15 protein-coding genes and 1 tRNA gene are annotated in these 18,253 nt (G+C 36.5%); 5 read left to right on the top strand and 11 right to left on the bottom strand.

Annotation, left to right across the window (positions count from 1 at the left end):
- Positions 1-2 precede the first annotated feature (2 nt).
- On the top strand, positions 3-224 hold the full coding sequence (locus tag GM552_RS00750) for a DUF6587 family protein (RefSeq protein ID WP_155564854.1): 222 nt from the start codon (positions 3-5) through the stop codon (positions 222-224).
- Between the two features lie 76 nt (positions 225-300).
- Here GM552_RS00750 and ahcY read toward each other — a convergent pair whose 3' ends face one another.
- The 5 genes from ahcY to GM552_RS00725 form a co-directional block, all read right to left on the bottom strand.
- A complete protein-coding gene (ahcY, locus tag GM552_RS00745) occupies positions 301-1,599 on the bottom strand; it encodes an adenosylhomocysteinase (RefSeq protein ID WP_155564861.1) in 1,299 nt (432 codons plus the stop codon).
- Between the two features lie 104 nt (positions 1,600-1,703).
- Positions 1,704-3,419: a DUF262 domain-containing HNH endonuclease family protein gene (locus tag GM552_RS00740; protein ID WP_196424816.1), complete on the bottom strand. Its 1,716-nt coding sequence runs from the start codon at positions 3,417-3,419 to the stop codon at positions 1,704-1,706.
- Positions 3,420-3,678: 259 nt separating this feature from the next.
- Positions 3,679-5,064: a DNA repair protein RadA gene (gene radA / locus GM552_RS00735; RefSeq protein WP_155564853.1), complete on the bottom strand. Its 1,386-nt coding sequence runs from the start codon at positions 5,062-5,064 to the stop codon at positions 3,679-3,681.
- Positions 5,065-5,073: 9 nt separating this feature from the next.
- Positions 5,074-5,868, bottom strand: coding sequence for an ABC transporter ATP-binding protein (locus tag GM552_RS00730; RefSeq protein ID WP_155564852.1), 795 nt, complete (start codon positions 5,866-5,868; stop codon positions 5,074-5,076).
- Entirely contained in the window at positions 5,865-6,659 is a 795-nt protein-coding gene (locus GM552_RS00725) for an ABC transporter permease (protein WP_155564851.1), read from the bottom strand. The genes GM552_RS00730 and GM552_RS00725 overlap by 4 nt, the downstream gene beginning before the upstream one ends.
- A gap of 405 nt (positions 6,660-7,064) precedes the next feature.
- On the opposite strand from GM552_RS00725, the gene GM552_RS00720 reads away from it, so the two are divergent.
- The gene (locus GM552_RS00720) at positions 7,065-8,399 is read left to right on the top strand and encodes a UDP-glucose/GDP-mannose dehydrogenase family protein (protein ID WP_155564860.1); all 1,335 of its coding nucleotides are present in this window, start codon (positions 7,065-7,067) and stop codon (positions 8,397-8,399) included.
- Here GM552_RS00720 and GM552_RS00715 read toward each other — a convergent pair.
- Together GM552_RS00715 and GM552_RS00710 are read right to left on the bottom strand one after the other, a co-directional pair.
- Positions 8,392-9,372, bottom strand: a complete 981-nt coding sequence (locus GM552_RS00715) for a methyltransferase domain-containing protein (RefSeq protein ID WP_155564850.1) — start codon at positions 9,370-9,372, stop codon at positions 8,392-8,394. The two genes, GM552_RS00720 and GM552_RS00715, sit on opposite strands and share 8 nt — an antisense overlap.
- 93 nt (positions 9,373-9,465) lie before the next feature.
- Complete coding sequence (locus tag GM552_RS00710) at positions 9,466-10,836, bottom strand: NAD-dependent succinate-semialdehyde dehydrogenase (protein ID WP_110439599.1); 1,371 nt, start codon at positions 10,834-10,836, stop codon at positions 9,466-9,468.
- Positions 10,837-11,084: 248 nt separating this feature from the next.
- Here GM552_RS00710 and GM552_RS00705 point away from each other — a divergent pair, with 248 nt between their 5' ends.
- The 3 genes from GM552_RS00705 to GM552_RS00695 all read left to right on the top strand — a co-directional run bounded on the left by GM552_RS00705 (position 11,085) and on the right by GM552_RS00695 (position 12,802).
- Positions 11,085-11,972, top strand: a complete 888-nt coding sequence (locus tag GM552_RS00705) for a ribokinase (protein WP_155564849.1) — start codon at positions 11,085-11,087, stop codon at positions 11,970-11,972.
- Positions 11,973-12,001: 29 nt separating this feature from the next.
- Positions 12,002-12,619, top strand: coding sequence for a trimeric intracellular cation channel family protein (locus GM552_RS00700; protein ID WP_155564848.1), 618 nt, complete (start codon positions 12,002-12,004; stop codon positions 12,617-12,619).
- A gap of 106 nt (positions 12,620-12,725) precedes the next feature.
- Positions 12,726-12,802 (top strand) — tRNA-Arg (locus GM552_RS00695).
- 1,367 nt (positions 12,803-14,169) lie between these two features.
- On the opposite strand, the gene GM552_RS00690 is transcribed toward GM552_RS00695, so the two are convergent.
- The 4 genes from GM552_RS00690 to GM552_RS08845 all read right to left on the bottom strand — a co-directional run.
- Entirely contained in the window at positions 14,170-14,577 is a 408-nt protein-coding gene (locus GM552_RS00690; protein WP_155564847.1) for a hypothetical protein, read from the bottom strand.
- A gap of 1 nt (position 14,578) precedes the next feature.
- Positions 14,579-15,628, bottom strand: coding sequence for a tail fiber domain-containing protein (locus tag GM552_RS00685; protein ID WP_196424814.1), 1,050 nt, complete (start codon positions 15,626-15,628; stop codon positions 14,579-14,581).
- Positions 15,629-15,669: 41 nt separating this feature from the next.
- Entirely contained in the window at positions 15,670-16,725 is a 1,056-nt protein-coding gene (locus tag GM552_RS00680) for a tail fiber domain-containing protein (RefSeq protein ID WP_155564845.1), read from the bottom strand.
- Positions 16,726-16,770: 45 nt separating this feature from the next.
- The coding region (locus GM552_RS08845) for a hypothetical protein (protein WP_196424812.1) at positions 16,771-18,253 on the bottom strand (1,483 nt) is incomplete at its 5' end.

The raw sequence follows: 18,253 nt of genomic DNA, 5'->3' as shown, positions 1-18,253 counted from the left end.
CAATGCAAAATAATCTTGTTCTTTTTATTATTGTTTTATGTATTTTTTACTGGTTAAACCGGTTTTTTCCAATAATTGGCAAATTCATATGGCTAGGAACTGCTTATGTGCTTAAACGCATCCATGCCCCCGCAATAAGCCAGCAATGGGCCTTGAAACACTGCAATACTCAGCAAACGTCAGGTTGTAGCAGCTGCAGTAAATGCAATAGCAAATGTCATTGAATATTATTTATTCATTTAAATAAAAAACTCATTACAAATTGTAATGAGTTTTTTTATGTCACTATTATTTTTAAAACTAATAACGATAAGAATCTGGTTTAAATGGACCTTCAACATCAACGCCAATATAATCAGCCTGAGCTTTATTTAATTTAGATAGAACCGCACCAACTTTTTCGAGATGTAAAGCTGCCACCTTCTCATCCAAGAACTTGGGAAGGGTATAGACTTTTGCTTCATATTTACCCTTTGGTGCTGTCCATAATTCAATCTGTGCCAAAGTCTGGTTTGTAAAGGAGGCAGACATCACAAAAGATGGATGACCAGTGGCATTCCCAAGATTAACCAAACGTCCTTCAGAAAGAAGAATAATACGGTTACCATCGGGAAAAATAATCTCATCAACTTGGGGTTTAATATTTTCCCACGTGAAATTCCGTAATTTTTCAACTTGAATTTCTGAATCAAAATGACCAATGTTGCAAACGATCGCACGATTTTTCATGGCACGCATATGATCAACGGTAATAATATCAATATTACCGGTACAAGTTACGAAAATATCACCACGTGGTGCAGCCTCTTCCATAGTGACAATTTCATATCCTTCCATCGCGGCCTGTAATGCACAAATAGGATCAACCTCTGTAACAAGAACGCGACAACCAGCATTTCGCAAACTTGCTGCCGAACCCTTACCCACATCACCAAAACCGGCAACAACGGCAACCTTTCCAGACATCATTACATCTGTACCGCGACGGATTGCATCGACCAGGCTTTCACGACAACCATATAAATTATCAAATTTAGACTTCGTAACACTGTCATTGACATTGAATGCCGGAACTAATAAGGTTCCTTTCTTTTCCATTTCACGCAAACGGTGAACACCTGTTGTCGTTTCTTCAGACAACCCCTTAATATTTTTTAACATCTCAGGATATTTCTGATGCATTAACAGGGTTAAATCACCCCCGTCATCCAAAATCATATTGGGAACCCAACCATTCGGACCATGAATGGTCTGTTCAATACACCAGTTAAATTCCTCCTCGGTTTCACCTTTCCAAGCAAATACAGGAATACCAGCTGCAGCTATTGCCGCAGCCGCATGATCCTGAGTTGAGAAAATGTTACAAGATGACCAACGCACTTCCGCTCCCAAGGCAACAAGGGTTTCAATTAACACAGCTGTCTGGATAGTCATATGCAAGCAGCCGGCAATTCTCGCCCCCTTAAGAATCTGTTTATCCGCATATTCTTTACGAAGAGCCATTAAACCTGGCATTTCCCCTTCAGAAATAGCAATCTCTTTCCGCCCCCAACTCGCAAGTGAAATATCTTTCACTTTGTAATCATGTTGATCTTTCATCATTTATCAATCCTTTTTATGATCAAATATAATATTATGATGTATTATTAGAGCACATATAAGAAGAGATCAATCTAATGCGTCAAGAACAAAACAGCATATTATTATGAAAAAATAAAATTGGATATTCTTTTTGCTGCTTTTTCAGTTGTTTCTAAAATATCATTTTTCTCCCATTTATCACTAGAATAGTTAATTAAAGTTTTCGCTAAATTATATTTGCTATTTTTATATCCATTTTTATTATGAATAAAACTTTGCTTTTTAGTTTTAAACCATTCATTACTGATACTTCGATTGATATTCTCTTCAAGCAAAATTTTGTTTCCCAATCTGTTAATTACATTTTCAAACTCATTCTTATCCATTTTTGCGTCATGTCTAATTGTCTCTATATTACGACCACTAGCTGGCATGATATGTTCAACATTAACCGTTTCAGAAAAATTAAATTTTAGATTTTTATTTTTAGCGTACAAATATTCATTAACAAATACCAGCATGTTTTTATCATATGTTAATATCGCGTCCTCAACCTCTTTGACATTCCATTTATCATGTATATGATCATAAAAATCCTGACAAACAACATGTTCTGGAATATTAAAATCGACCATCTTTATAATTTCTGCATATAAAAATATCTTAAATTTATTGCTTGAATAACCAGCATCTCCCAACTCTAATAATGAAAATAATTTCAACAATGATTCACAGACATTTATTATTTTATCTTCGGTAATTTCATCTAATTCAAAACGATATAGATAAGCGGCTAGATATAATTTAATATTAACATTACACTTAAAAAGTAACTTTATAATGGAATAATCTTTAATTTTATCCCATTTATATGCAATTTTTTTTAAATTATTGCATAGTAAAAATGGATTTTTTAACAAATCCTGCTCATGATCAGCATAATATCTTCTTAAACCTGGAGTTCTTACATAAATATAAGATTTCAAATATCCCTGTTCTTTAGCACGATTAATGTACATAAATTGTTGCAATACAGAATCAATTGTAACGACTTTTTTAGATTTTAATTTATTTGTTAATTGGAGAATCTCTTCCCATTGAATATTAAATTCCTCTCTTTTATCACCTGCATATGAATATAATTTTGCAGAAATAATATCTGCATCTGAAAGCGGCAAACCTGTTGAATTCAATGAATTAAACATTGTAATAGCTTGTTCGACTTGCCAACTGCGTATTTCGATTACCTGACAATTTTTTAAAAAAGTTTTTGTAAATTGATTCAACCAAGAATCGCTATTTTCTCTCAATTTTTCATAAAAATTTTTAAAGTTACGAAAATAGTTTGTATATCGGTTATTATTTTTTTTATAAGGCAGTTTAAAAACTTTTTCCTCGGCATCTTTAAAATCACTGGCACCTATAATTTTATTAAATTCTTCTGGATACAATTCATTAATTGATTTATTTCCTAGTATGAGAATATTTTGTGTCTTTTTTGGATCTTTAAGCATAGAAGGTATATTTTCGGCTTCTGCTTTATACAAAATCTCCATAATTTTATTTCTATTCGCTTTAAGACCAGCTATCAATGCCTCTGAATCTTCATCTTTTGAAACAGTTTGCAGCACTTCATTTAATCGTAACAAAATGGCTTTGAGTAACAACAAAAAAGTCGTTGTACGCTGTTGACCGTCAATTAGACTGAATTGGTTTTGATCCGAGCAATCAATTATAATGCTTCCAAAAAAATAAGGATCATTTGATTCACTTTCCTTAAAATTCTCTATATCTTCCAACAACTTATCACATTGTCCAATATCCCATGAATATCCCATGAATATCCCCGTTGATATTCTGGAATTAAAAAATTTTCTGTTCGATTAAGTTTTAAATATAACTCAATATTTTTAAGATTGGGTTCAATATTCTTAGCCATAATTTTTGAATTCCTGACTATAATTTTATTTTTTAGATAACTATCAAAAATTATCTTTTTTTATAAAATTGATTTAATTAACTATTAAATAACGATAATTTTGTATTTCTAACAAATATATCTAAAAGAAAAATTTCAGTAATCAAATGTAATAAATTTTATGTGAATTGAGACACCAAATCACTTATATGACCTAATTCTATCAGCTGTAATCCATTGGGGACGGATAGTTTATTATTTCCATGTGCAATACGCTTGGGTAAAACAACTTCATCAAAACCTAGCTTAAATGCCTCTTTCATGCGTAAGTCAGCTTGTGGCACCTGTCGAATTTCTCCAGATAAACCAATTTCACCAAAATACACTGAACCTGGAGAGGCGGAATGATGGGTCAAAGCCGAAACCAAAGCTGCTGCCACGGCCAAATCCGCCGCAGGTTCGGTAATTCTCAAACCGCCTGCCATATTTAAATAAACATCCACCCCGTTAAACCGTAACGAACAACGTGTCTCCAAAATAGCAAGCAACATATTAAGGCGTGCATTATCCCATCCAATAACTGTACGTCTTGGCGCTGAATCCCCAAATTTGGGTGCCAACAAGGCCTGCACTTCCAACAAAACAGGACGGGTTCCCTCCAAACCCGCAAAAACGGCTGACCCCGCTATATGACCATGTCGCTCTGCAAGGAATAAAGCAGATGGGTTTGCCACCCCTACCAAACCCTGTCCTGTCATTGAAAAAACACCAATTTCATCTGTTGCACCAAATCGATTTTTTGCTGCCCGTAAAATACGAAATTGATGTCCTCGATCCCCCTCAAAATATAATACGGCATCAACCATATGTTCCAGGACACGCGGCCCCGCTATAGAACCTTCCTTGGTAACATGTCCCACAAAAATCAATGCAAATTCTTTCTGTTTTGCCATACGAATCAATTCAAAAGCCGCAGCCCGAACCTGACTTACCGTCCCAGGGGCCCCATTCGCCGTATCCAGCCACATTGTTTGAATAGAATCAATGATAACGAGACTTATATTTTTTTCTTTTTCCAGCGTTGAAAGAATATCCGCAACATTTATGCAGGCAGCCAGTTGTATGTTTTTTCTTTGTTCCGCATCCTCTAACCCTAACCGATTGGCACGCATTCTTATCTGGTTAACAGACTCCTCTCCTGAAATATATAAAACGGATTGTCCCTGTCTTGATAAAGCACAAGCAGCCTGCAACAATAAAGTTGACTTTCCAATGCCAGGATCTCCTCCTACCAATGTAACTGAAGATTGGACAAGACCTCCACCCAGAACACGATCAAATTCAGAAACACCAATGGACTGACGATCAGGAGGTGAAATCTCACCATCCAGCCCTGTAAACTGAATCATCTTGCCTGCATGTCCCAGTACAGAAATCGGACTTGCTTCCCTGGTTTCCTCGCTAATTGTATTCCATTCACCACAAGCCTCACATCGTCCAGCCCATTTATGATAAATAGCGCCACAACTTTGACAGACAAACATTTTAACCGGCTTTTTCGCCAAAACGTCCTCTTATACTTTCATTTCCATTTTAATAGGACCTGCATAAAGACCATGTGTAAATTGATGCACATAGGGATTCTCACTCTGCATAAGTTTACCAGCTTCACCCTGCCAAATCAGCTCCCCTTTATACAACATGGCAACCTGATCCCCGATCCGCTGGGCAGAAGCCATATCATGGGTAATGGCAATTGTGGTAGAACCCAGCTTCTTAACGCAATCAACAATCAAGTTATCAATTATTGCTCCCATGATAGGATCCAACCCTGTGGTCGGTTCATCAAAAAAGATAATTTCCGGTTTTGAAGCAATCGCACGTGCCAAGCCAACCCGTTTCTGCATCCCACCAGATAACTCACTGGGATATAAATCGCCAATATTATCTGCATCCAGACCAACAAGTTCCAAAACCCTGTTTGCCCTTTCCCTCGCCCGGGCACGACTAACTCTTGGCTGATTTTTACGATGTCCATTTAAAAGGGCAAAGGCAACATTTTCCCAGATAGGCAAGCTATCGAACAAGGCAGAGTTCTGAAACAACATACCCATTTCCTGTAATTTTTCTGCTTGCTCGGAATATGGCAATTCAAAAATATTTTTGCCATCAATTTCGATCGTGCCACTATCTGGTGTCATTAACCCCAAAATACATCGGAGCAAAACAGACTTTCCACTTCCAGATCCACCAATAATAACAAAGGAAGTTCCCTCCATTACATCCATATTAATGTTACGTAACACATGGTTGCCGCCAAAAGATTTGGAAAGATTACGTATACGAATTTTGGGATAAGTGTTGGTCATTTTGCAAAAAAGATATCCGTTAACAAATAGTCAAATACTAGCAATAAAATAGAGGCGGCAACAACAGCAGAAGTCGTCGCTGCACCAACCCCCTGTGCGCCCCCACGGCTACGATATCCATGATAACATCCCATCAAGGCAATAAGAAATCCAAAAACCGCCGCTTTCACCAAACCAATTGTAACATCAATAGGTTTCACGGCATTCATGGTCGCCGCAATATAACCCTGGGGCGAAAAACCCAATTTAATGACCGAAACAGTAAAACCACCCAGCACCCCCAGGATATCAGCAATCAAAACTAGAAATGGTAAAGCAAGCGTAGCAGCTAGCAAACGGGGAGTAACAAGATATTTGATAGGATTGGTTGATAAGGTTTTGAGCGCATCAATCTGATTCGTCACCTGCATTGTTCCAATTTCCGCGGCTATGGCTGCCCCCACCCGTCCCGCAACCATCAATCCTGCCAAAACGGGCCCAAGCTCACGAGTGACAGCCAACACAACAATATTGGCAATCGCGCTATTTACATGATACTGGGACATACCGGTATAGGATTGTAACGCGATAACACCTCCAGAAAATAATGCCGTTAAAGCAACAACAGGTAGAGACAAATAACCTATATCAAGTAAAGATCCCAAAAAAATGCGCCAATAAAATGGAGGATAAAAAATATTTATAAATCCGCTTAATGCAAACAATGCGAGGGTACCCGTTTCCCGAACACCGTTTAAAGCCATACGACCTAACAAAGCAATCCAAATCCACGGACGTTTCAATTGATACATCTTGATTCCCGGTTAAACTCATCACAACATTATTAGCTAACGAATTGAGAAGTTGTTCAATAATATTGATTACAAGTTTTATCCTATAATTCTATTATTTTCTAATATTTATATTTAAGCATATAAACATCTTTTATTTTTAAACATTTTATATAGATCAAACATTTTAAACATCATCCTCTTCCAAGAACAATCCCCCCTTAGAATCTAATTATTATTCCCATCAATATTGAATATATCTATTGTCTATATACCACTGAAAATCTCTTCATTACCCTTTATAATGAACTTGTTTCAATATTTTTAAAATTTTTATTTTTTTAATTTTTAAATTAACTTAATTTAATAATCTATAAAACTGGCAATATCTTGATTAAAAATAAGGAATGTTCTGTGCGTATAGCAATGATAGGTGGAGGATATGTTGGTCTTGTTTCTGCTGCTTGTTTTGCAGAATTCGGACTTGATGTCGCTGTCGTGGAAAAGGATCCCAACCGGTTAAATGCGTTAAAGCAAGGAAATATTCCTATCTATGAACCTGGTTTGGATCTTTTGGTTCAGAATAATATCAAAGCCAATCGGTTACAGTTTTTTGAAACGATTAAAGAGGCTATTCCTGATTGTAAGGCCATTTTTATTGCCGTGGGTACACCCCCACGTAACGGTGATGGACATGCCGACATGACTTATGTCCATCAAGCAGCCCTGGAAATTGCAAAACATCTAAAAGAATATGCAATTATCGTTACCAAATCAACAGTCCCGGTTGGTACAAGCCGACGGATTGCACAAATCATCCGTAAGGAAAATCCATCTCTTGATTTTGATGTCGCCTCCAATCCTGAATTTCTTCGCGAGGGCGAGGCCATTCAAGATTTCATGACACCTGACCGTATCATTATCGGTATTGAAAAAGACAGAAAAGATCGCGCACAAAAAGCCCAAGAAATCATGAGTCGACTTTACCAACCCTTATTTCAAAAAGAAACACCAATTTTGTTTACCAATTTGGAAAGTGCTGAACTGGCAAAATATGCCTCAAATTGTTTTTTAGCGATGAAACTTTCATATATTAACGAGCTTGCTGATCTTTGTGAACAAGTTGGAGGAAATATAGAGGAAATTGCCAATGCTATTGGATTAGACAGCAGAATCGGCAAATATTTTTTACGGCCAGGCCCAGGTTATGGCGGATCCTGTTTCCCGAAAGACACTCTCGCCCTAATTCGCATCGCCCAAGAAGCAGGTACACCCTCACGGCTGGTAGAGGCAACCGCACAAGCTAATGATGCCAGAAAAGCAAACATAAGTGGAAGAATTATTCAATTATGTGGTGGTAATGTTCACAATAAAACCATTACCATTCTGGGACTTACCTTTAAACCAAATACAGATGATATGCGGGAATCCCCATCTATTCCCATTATTCACCGTTTGGTTGAAGAGGGTGCCCAGATAAAAGTTTTTGACCCTGTTGGAAATGAAAAGGCAAAACCCTTATTACCTAATACAGTTCAATATTTTGATAGAATTAACGATGCAGCCAATCAGGCTGACGCCTTGATTATCCTGACAGAATGGAATGAATTCCGTTCTTTGACACCCAAGACCCTGAAAAACTGGATGAAAAAACCACTGGTAATCGACTTCAGAAATATTTACGATCCCAAAGTGATGAAAAGTGAAAATATTCATTATTATTCAATTGGTCGACCCCTGAAAGAAAAATTTATCATTTAAACAGTTTGACTAATTGACGTAAAGGGGATGTCACACGCCAACAGAAAGAATTCTGTATGGCCGTCAGTTCCTGTTTCAATTTTATATTTTCCTGTTCCAAATGTTGGGCAAAACTGAATTGATAGGGTGAATTTCTAATCTTTTCATAAACTTCTTTCCAGCTTTCAACACATTTTTCCCTATTTTTTTCCGATACAAGAAAAACCGTAAATTCATAACTCAGCTTTGATGGATCAATATCAAACCATTCCACACAAGCCATTTTTATAATTCCATGTTCAGCCAAATTCATCATCAGTTTCACAAACAAACCTAAATGCAAAACCCAACAATGAATATCTTCATAATGATCAGGTATTAGTGTTCTTTCCCCCCATTCCAGAACCTCAGAAAACGGGATTTGGCTTTCCAGATTTTCTTTATCAGGATATAATCCATATTCTGCATGAATTTTTGGAATATCTTTATCATTAATTTTATTTAATGCAAAGTCCAACACCAGGTGTGTTTCAGGGCATGTAGATTTTTTTAACCAGGCAGCGAGTAAATCAGCCAACCGGGTAGGCTGCCTTTTCATATCAAAAGAATAACGACCATCTGGCAAAACCAAACGTAATTGTCCATCAGGTTTTAAAATTTGTCGTATTTCCTCAATCCATCCAATCAAGTCTGGGACATGTTCTGCAACATGAGATGCGATTACATAATCAAACTGACCATCCACACACTCCTTCAAAGCACATTCTTTTTTCCAGATATAGTCAATCTCTACCAATTGACGAGAATCAAAATTGGTATTCCAGGCAAATTGCTCTTTCAGCTCTTCCGTCGACAAATGATCTGCGTAAAAAACATTTCCATTTTCTCGACATAAAACTGGATCAATCAATGCACCGATTTCCAAACATCGTGCATGTGCAAATCGAATTCCTCTATTTAAACGTTCACGACGTAATACAATAAAAGGTTCCATAAATTCTTGACCTGAAATAAAAAAGGATTCATTAAATATAATGAACCCCTCTTTTAATCCAAATTTCACTTTATAAATATAGTAAAAATGAAATTATTTCTCGATATAAATTAATTTATGATTAAGGAATTCAAAAATTCCCTCATCAGACAATTCACGACCATATCCAGAATGTTTCACACCACCAAATGGAAGATCTGGCGCTGTCCAGGTAGGACGGTTGATAAAGACCATGCCGGTATCAATTTCCTTTGCAACCCGCTTTGCACGCTCAACATCTCTTGAAAATACGGTTCCACCCAAACCAAAATCTGAATCATTGGCCAACTCAATTGCCGCTTTTTCATCTGGAACACGGAAGAACATAACAACTGGTCCAAAAAATTCTTTATAGAATACTGGATTTTGCTTGGTAATATCGGTTAAAATGGTCGCTTCCATAAAAGCGCCTGAACGATTTGGACGTTTACCACCAATCACGGCCTTGGCACCATGTTTGACAGCTTCGGCTGTCATATCTGCAATTTCCTGTGCAGCTGCCTCACTGGATAATGGACCCAATGTCGTGCTACGATCCATTGGATCACCCATTTTCAGTTTAGAAAAACAGTCTGTAAGACGTTTCAGATATTCATCTGCAACAGATTCAACAACGATGAAACGTTTAGCGGCAACACAACATTGTCCCGTATTATTCATACGACCCCAAAGACCCCATTTGCATGCTGAATCCAGGTCGGCATCTTCAAGAACGATAAATGCATCACTGCCACCCAGTTCAAGGGTGGATTTCTTAAGATTTTCACCGGCTTTGCCAGCGACAATACTTCCTGCCTTTTCACTTCCCGTAAGCGCAACACCACGGACACGACGATCGGAAATGATTTTGTCGGTATGCTGAGATAATACATAAAGATTGGTATAAACACCTTTTGGTGCACCAGCATCAAGCATCAATTTTTCAAAAGCACCCGCACATTGTGGAACAATGGAAGCATGTTTGACCATTACTACATTTCCAGCCATCAAATTCGTTGCAACAACACGAACAAGTTGATAATAAGGGAAATTCCATGGTTCAACACAGAAAATGATACCTATTGGGTCATACTCAACATAGGCCTTGTGACCATCTTTTGGATGTAAGGTTTTTGGTGCAAGAAATTTTTCGGCATTTTCTGCATAGTAATCAAAAATGTCCGCCGTCAAATCAACTTCCGCTTCAGCTTCTGCAATTAGCTTTCCCATTTCCAAGGTAACATAATGAGCAAATTCCGCCTTCTTATCACGCAAAATTGATGCGGCTTTTTTCATCACTTGACGACGAGTAGCAAAATCTGTCTTACGCCATTTTAAGTAAGCAGCTTGAGCTTCATCAATTTTAGCAGCTACTTCATTCTCCGTTAATTCCTGAAAGGTCTTCACCGTTTCATTGTTAAAGGGATTAACTGATTTATAAGCCATTTAAGCCGTCCTTTCTGCTTTCTGTTTAACGTAAATTAATACTCTATCTATAATCTTTTTTATGAAATAAGCTACCTTAATATCTAATATAAACATGCAATTTCACAATGTGCGATTAAATATTTTTCATATCAGGTTATTATAACCCATATTTTAAAAGAAATATAAAAATAAATTCTATCAATCTATTTCATTTAAAATAATTATAGTATCTATTTAAATATTGTAACTGACAATAAGGCTTTTTTATGAATAATATTCTGGTTATTGGTAGTTTAAATACTGACCTCGAAACTTCTGTTGATCATTTCCCTGAAACTGGAGAAACCCTGATCGGCGGCCCCTTACAGATTCATTGTGGTGGAAAAGGGAATAATCAGGCAATAGCAGCAGCAAAACTGGGGGCATCAGTTACAATATTGGGTGCAATCGGAAATGATCATTTTGGTCAATTGCTGATAGAAAACCTTAAAAAATATCATGTCAACATTACACCTATAAAAACCTGCAAACAAAGTCCTACTGCAACCGCATTAATAATGCATACAAATACAGATAATACAATTATTGTTACAGAAGGGGCCAATGAAAGCCTATCAGCCCAGGATATTCTCAATGCTGAATCTCTCATCAAATCCCATGATATTATTCTTTTACAGCAGGAAATCCCTTTGGAAACGCAGATTGAAGCCATTGAGATTGCATATCGATTAAAAAAAATAATTGTTGTTAATCCTGCACCTTCACGACAGCTCCCTGCAGATATCATTCCAAAAATCAGTTATCTTTTACCGAACGAACATGAGATAAAAGCCTTTCGACATAATGGATCAGAAACTTACGAAGATATTATCCTGCATAGCTCTACACCCATTATCATGACATGGGGTCGCAGCGGAATACTTTTTAAAAATAAAGAAAAACAGATTCAACATATCCCCGCCTATATCGTACCAACCGTCGATACAACAGGGGCGGGTGATACTTTTTGTGGCGCCTTTTGCTGTTTTCTTCATTTGGGATATGAAAAAGCGATTGAAAAAGCCTTGCAAGCTTCTGCACTTTCGGTTACACGCACTGGGGCCCAAAATGGTATGCCCACACTGAAAGAATTAACCGCTTTTCAATTTCATTAACATTTCATATCCCCAGGGAACATGTTCCTATGAGTCATACTTTTTTCCATTATGTTGATTTAATCGGAACATTTGCTTTCGCCATCAGTGGAGCTCTGGCAGCCATTAATCGTAATCTGGACATCTTTGGCGTTTTTTGCATTGCCTTTGTCACAGCCTGTGGTGGAGGAATTGTAAGGGATATCTGTATCGGTTCTTTTCCTTTAGCGGGGATGATGAATCTGGAATATCTCGTTATTGTCTTGACTTCAGTTTTCCTGGCTGCCTTTTTCCAAAAATTACTTTTACATCTCAATCATCCAACTCTGTTTTTTGATGCCATCGGATTGGGTTTTTTTGCTTCGTTTGGCGCCCATAAAGCGTTTGTTTTTACCGGAAATTGCGAAATAAGTATTTTTCTTGGAACACTTACGGCCGTCGGTGGAGGAATATTGCGTGATACATTAACCGCCCTGATTCCATCCGTATTAACCAAGGAAATTTATGCCTCTGCCGCCATTGGCGGAGCCATTGTCCAAATTATGGGTGACAAGAATATTATCAGTCCCACCTTTGCTCCATGGTTTGCCATTATAATCTGTAGTGCAATTCGCTTGTTATCGTTAAAATTTAAATGGAATTTACCGTCAATCAAACAAATTCAATGAGCCCTGTAATTTATCAATCTTGATATAAGGATAAAAAAAGAAAAATTATATTTGACAAAAGAAAAACTGGCTATTTTCATTAAAACAGAGTATGAACATTTTCAAAGGACCCGTAGCTCAGCTGGATAGAGCGTTGCCCTCCGAAGGCAAAGGCCATGAGTTCGAATCTCGTCGGGTCCACCAATAGATATGTTTATCAATAAAATTAAACTTTCAATAACAATCAATTATCTTATTTTTTAATTAATATTATTCAACACGATAAATGAATCAAAAAAACAGAAAATTAATAGTGCAGAAATTTTGACTTTTTCCATGAAAAAATTACGAATATTTATTTAAGTCAATCATAAAACCACTCTTTAAAAAGTAATTCTATAATCAATAAAGCCTATAATAATTAACTGTAATACTTAAATTGTTGATCCAACCATTCAATACGTCGCTTGACGTAATCAATGATATAATTTACAGGCGATTTTTAAGATCTTACGTCATTGGTTCCGGGTCAATCAAATTTGCTTTCTCGATAATAATTTTGTTAATTGTCTCATTGGAAATTAAATTGCCATTCCACAACTCACGTCATCTTGCATAAATTTCTGGTTTGATGTGATGAGATCATCGATAATTCCAAAGGTTTGATATTCGGAAATATTTACCATATGGTTAGTGATTTTTCCACATCCCAACAACATAGGATTAAATTATTAGTAATACTGTAAAAAAACGGTTAATTCATATAAAAATATATAATCAATAATAAATCCTTTTTTACATTTGTTATATCTTTCAATATCCACTTGTACACTTTCAATAGGCGATTCATATAAACTTGGTAATCTGCTATTAATATTTCCTCACGACCAATTAAATTTCATTCATTATGATGGTAAACACATTTTTGCCCAAAATTATCCAGGTGTCTTGGCTGATAACAACCTTGAATATAATGCTGATGATCAATCCCTTATTGCGTTTGGGAAAGATTATTTTCTAAAATATACAGACCCATGAGATTCATCATTATACCATACCTCACAAAGGAACCTTGCCATGGAAAATATAGCTGAATTACACATACCTAAATCAAACTAATCGTAACAGGAATATTCGTTTCTAGTACCAAACAACTGTTTCGTCTTTATGAAAATGTCGCCATATTTAGTTGTAATATTGTTCCTAAGCAGAGTTCTATCTGTTCCATATCCTTTCAAAACCATACCTGAATCTGATAATAAAATATTTATCTACAACAGGATGCATTCTTTTATTCTATATTATGACTTTTCTTTACTGACGTTAAACTGACCTGTTCTTGCAATCCCCAGATTCTTACCGCAAAAAATTAAAATAAGATATTCCTTCAAAAAATGAAATACTTATTCCCTTCACTTTATCTGTAGGATTGCTCTCCTTTAATGAAAATCAGCAATGGTCTGTTTGATTTAGATAATACGGTTAAATCCCATTCATCCGATATGTTACTACAACCAAACTAGACAAAATTTTCATTATTAATATATCCTATTTACTGCTGTTTTTTGGCATCAGCCATAAATCAGTTTTCCATAAAATTGTGACATTCCATCAAACAAAATTTCTACAAGGGTAACCGACCCTGCTCTTGTATCAATAAAGGGTTGCCTATTCTGCCATTTGACAGATGCATCAAATTCAACCTCGCAATTCCCTTCATAAGGTTGCTGAAGAATGATCGTCATGCGTTGCAACTGACCCTTTTGCCCTTGCCCAAGTGAAATCCCGCACGCTTTCTGGAGTAGAAGACGATAGCTGATGTCTCCCGCTTTTGGAAACATCAGGGTAATGGCTGGATCATTCACGATCCTGTTTTCAACCAATATACCAGCAGATAAACGATCAACAATCTGTCCACCTGTCATTTCCTGTCCCAATGATCCTTTTGCGAGACCTTGTGTCATATCAAATCTGCTCATTTTATTTACTTTCAAGTTTCATCAGCCGTGTCTCAAGATCATTGATTTTCTGTTTATGAGCGGCTAAAAGCATACAAAGAACCTCGGTATATCTCAGTTTTTGACGATAAATAACGTCACCCTTGTCATCTTTTGGCACTTCCTGAACAGACTTGAGGATCGGGTTCCCGTTTTCATCCTTCTCGCCTGTATCCACCCTCTTGAATTCAGGTGATGCATCCTGCGTCCACATGGCATAATCGGATGGATCAAGTCCGGCATCCATGATCGCCTGTTCTATATCCTGCGCGATAAAACCTGTATGAACACGTGCCTTGTCCTCACCTTTCTCTTTTATCGCGTCATTCAGCCTGTAATTGACAACATTGACATTATACAGGGCCTCCATCAGTTTTTTATCTGAATTTCCAGCTTTCTCATCAAGGATGGATGTGATGGTCTTGACGTTTTTGTCCGAGGTCACGTTTGGTGCGGTCTTTGTGAAAAGATTGTTCCATGAATTTCCCGCACGTCCCAGGTCCCCGCCGCCATCATTGAGGGGATGAAAGGAAATAGAACCAAATGCATAATTGGCATTGATGTTGTCAGACCATACTACACTAGTAAAACTCTTGTTATTACCTTTTTCACCATTAAAATTTACAGAATACTGAATATGTATTTCCCTGGATTTTGGATTGGGTTCATAATCTTTTGTATAATCACCATTTATTGGTCTTAAACCCGCATTAATCCATGTAACACCATCCATATCCTTAGGCTGTGGATACACAAATTGTCCTGTCAAATCAAGTATTACAGTACCCAAGGGTTTATTTGCATCATCAATGGAAAAATATTTATCTAGATCTAAATTATTGACATAGGTTCTAATGTTATCAACATTACTTTGTGCTTGACTTGCAATTGCTGTGACACTTGCAATCTGTTCTTTTGTATCATTTGCTGTTTTAACAAGTTCTGAAAGTTGCTGTGATGTATTACCACCATCCATTGAAACATTACATGCAGACAGGTCCAGATCTTTTGGAGCGTTATTTTGATTTGTCATTTTATATCTCTTAATTAATTTCATTCATTAATTTGAAAAATTTATTTTAAATTTGATAGCCTAGTTTCTAAATCACTAATTCTTTGCTCGTAAACTTGTTTAAAATCCTCAAGTTTTTTCAATTTTTGTTTGAATGCTTGAATAAAAACACAAAATATTTCATCATATCGTAAAGACTGCCTGTAAACCTGATTACCATCAGCATCTTTTAAGAATACACACTCTCTTTTTGTAACAGGATTACCCCTGTCATCCTTTTCGCCTGTCTCAATATCTTGTGTCTCAAAAACTTTTTCTTCTATCCACATTCCATAATCAGAAGCTGATAAACCTTTATCTTTCAAAGACTTCTCAACCTCCTGAGCTATAAAACCATTATGCAATCTGGCTTTACCCTCTCCCTTTTTATCAATAGCGTAATTAAGCTTGAATGTATGAACATCAAGATTATAGATTGCATCTAGCAATTTCTGGTTTTCAACATTATCTTCATTGCCCAGAGCGGAAACAATTTTTTTTTCGTTTTTATCAGAAGTTACGCTCAATGCCGTTTTTGAATAAATATTATTCCAGGCATGGTTTCCTATTCCAAGATCACCCACTCCATCACTATCGGGATGAAAAGCATCTCCTACAAAAGAACGATATGCATGCTTATCATCTGTCCAAGTTTTTAATACTACCCAATATTTATTTTTCAATGTATAATGTTCGATTATACGAGTACATGCAGGATCAGGACTTGCACGAAATCCATTAAGATTTAAAGTATGTCCATAAGACATAAAAACAGTTCCATTATCAGAACGTGCCTTTGGACCAATAAATTGATTTGTATTATCCAAAAGCAGAACATTACCTGATGTAAAAGATTGATCCCTTGATAAATAATTATCAAGATTCAAATCTTTAATTCGCCTTGACAATATCTCACATTTTTTATCAACGTTAATTGAGGTTTCAGAAAGTCCTGCTACTTCTCCTATTGTATCATTTGCCGTTTTTGCCCATTCAGATAATGTTTTTGATGTCTTCCCTTCATCAATAGAAACAGTACAATCTGAAAGATTCAAATTCTTTGGAGAATTATTAATCATTTTAATGCCCTATATATCTACAATTGAATGAAAAAATACTAGCTATTAAGCAACACAAAGCACGCCACCATTATTCCAGGAATTTTTATAGTAGACAGAACCATCAGTAAGAACGATATTACCGTTTAATGACAATCCTTCAGGCATTTTTTTACTGCCGTTGAGATAATCATCAGAAGCTATGTATAAATTACCATTTAATGAAAAATCATTTGGAATTTCAGAAACCTTTTCAGGCGCGATAACTACTCCATCTTTATTTCTATAAAGACCGGAATTAACTTTCTCAATTGAACCATTACTCATCATAAAGGAAAAGGTTAAATCATCATTCATGATAACGGATTCAACACTAATCCCTTGCTGTCCTTTTTCTCCCTTCGGAATTGAAAAATCAAAAACTGCATTTATATCAGATCCTGAATTCGTTATTTGAGCAGGTTGGTTAGCTTCGACAGATACAATGTTGCCTATTTTGATTGTTGCCGCTTTGGCAACCGGATCAATCCATTCAGTACCGTTCCACCATAGAGGTTCTTTTTTATCAATATCATATGATTGTGTTCCAATTGGATAATCAACAGGCAATTTATCCTTGGTTGTAGGGGTTACATAAGGATAAGTAAATTTTCCTGTATGATCTTTTTTCATTGCGGCATGAGACGGATATAAAGACCATTCAGCCTGTCCTTCTCCACCTTCTTTTGAACACCAAAAGATACCATCTTTACCAAATCGTATTTCATCCTGGTATCCCAATGATGTAATGGTTTTGGGTTGTTCTTTTTCTGATAAATATAAATTACTCAATAATCCAGCACTTCTACTTCTCTTAACATAATAATATGTCCTATTTTGATCCATCCAATGCGCCATAAGAGTTACAACATCACCAACCCTTATAGTGATAATAGCATCTTTTTTAAATGCTTCCCCTTTTCCATCAACCAACTGGTTTTCACAAATAATATCAGTTTTAATTTTATAACCTGATTTATCCATATCAGAACCATAACACACAAAGGTATATGACCCTTGATACCCCTTAAATTCTAACGGCTGACAATCAGGTAACCAACAGGCTCCCCCAGCAAATATATATCCTTTTAACTCCTCAATCTTATCAGCCCTTGCTGATGCCAGGATATCAGCTGTTCCCTTGGATGGAGCAAATGCTATAATTTTGCTTTGTGCACCAACCGTGTAAATATCAAACAGTGTTTTATCCGCATAAGCGTGAACATCATCATCTAAATAGATGGAAACTTTAGCATCAGGATTAATAGACTGCGTTATTATAAATGGATTATTAATAGGTTGAGTCAACTGACCCCGTGCATCCAATCCTGCAACTCCATTTGGATGATTTATTTCAATATTTGGAATGGCCTGATGGGCAAGATCGACGACTTTACCCAAAGAGGCATCCTGATGGGATGGAGTTGGGACTTTTATGGTATAATCCAACATTTCAGCAGATAATTTACCCGCGCCATCTGTTCCGACCTTTCCGCCATCTGACTGAATT

Source organism: Commensalibacter sp. ESL0382 (assembly GCF_009725775.1).
GTDB classification, from domain to species: domain Bacteria; phylum Pseudomonadota; class Alphaproteobacteria; order Acetobacterales; family Acetobacteraceae; genus Commensalibacter; species Commensalibacter melissae.
Note: the sequence above shows the minus strand (reverse complement) of the source record. Positions and strands in the feature narration are given on the sequence as shown.

Bases quoted from the DNA above. Each gene is read 5' to 3' on its own strand.
- GM552_RS00715 (WP_155564850.1), bottom strand. From the start codon at position 9,372: ATGGAACCTTTTATTGTATTACGTCGTGAACGTTTAAATAGAGGAATT.
- GM552_RS00685 (WP_196424814.1), bottom strand. From the start codon at position 15,628: ATGACAAATCAAAATAACGCTCCAAAAGATCTGGACCTGTCTGCATGT.
- ahcY (WP_155564861.1), bottom strand. From the start codon at position 1,599: ATGAAAGATCAACATGATTACAAAGTGAAAGATATTTCACTTGCGAGT.
- GM552_RS00680 (WP_155564845.1), bottom strand. From the start codon at position 16,725: ATGATTAATAATTCTCCAAAGAATTTGAATCTTTCAGATTGTACTGTT.
- GM552_RS00750 (WP_155564854.1), top strand. From the start codon at position 3: ATGCAAAATAATCTTGTTCTTTTTATTATTGTTTTATGTATTTTTTAC.
- GM552_RS00725 (WP_155564851.1), bottom strand. From the start codon at position 6,659: ATGTATCAATTGAAACGTCCGTGGATTTGGATTGCTTTGTTAGGTCGT.
- GM552_RS00720 (WP_155564860.1), top strand. From the start codon at position 7,065: ATGATAGGTGGAGGATATGTTGGTCTTGTTTCTGCTGCTTGTTTTGCA.
- GM552_RS00705 (WP_155564849.1), top strand. From the start codon at position 11,085: ATGAATAATATTCTGGTTATTGGTAGTTTAAATACTGACCTCGAAACT.
- GM552_RS00730 (WP_155564852.1), bottom strand. From the start codon at position 5,868: ATGACCAACACTTATCCCAAAATTCGTATACGTAATCTTTCCAAATCT.
- GM552_RS00690 (WP_155564847.1), bottom strand. From the start codon at position 14,577: ATGAGCAGATTTGATATGACACAAGGTCTCGCAAAAGGATCATTGGGA.
- GM552_RS00700 (WP_155564848.1), top strand. From the start codon at position 12,002: ATGAGTCATACTTTTTTCCATTATGTTGATTTAATCGGAACATTTGCT.
- GM552_RS00740 (WP_196424816.1), bottom strand. From the start codon at position 3,419: ATGGGATATTCATGGGATATTGGACAATGTGATAAGTTGTTGGAAGAT.
- GM552_RS00710 (WP_110439599.1), bottom strand. From the start codon at position 10,836: ATGGCTTATAAATCAGTTAATCCCTTTAACAATGAAACGGTGAAGACC.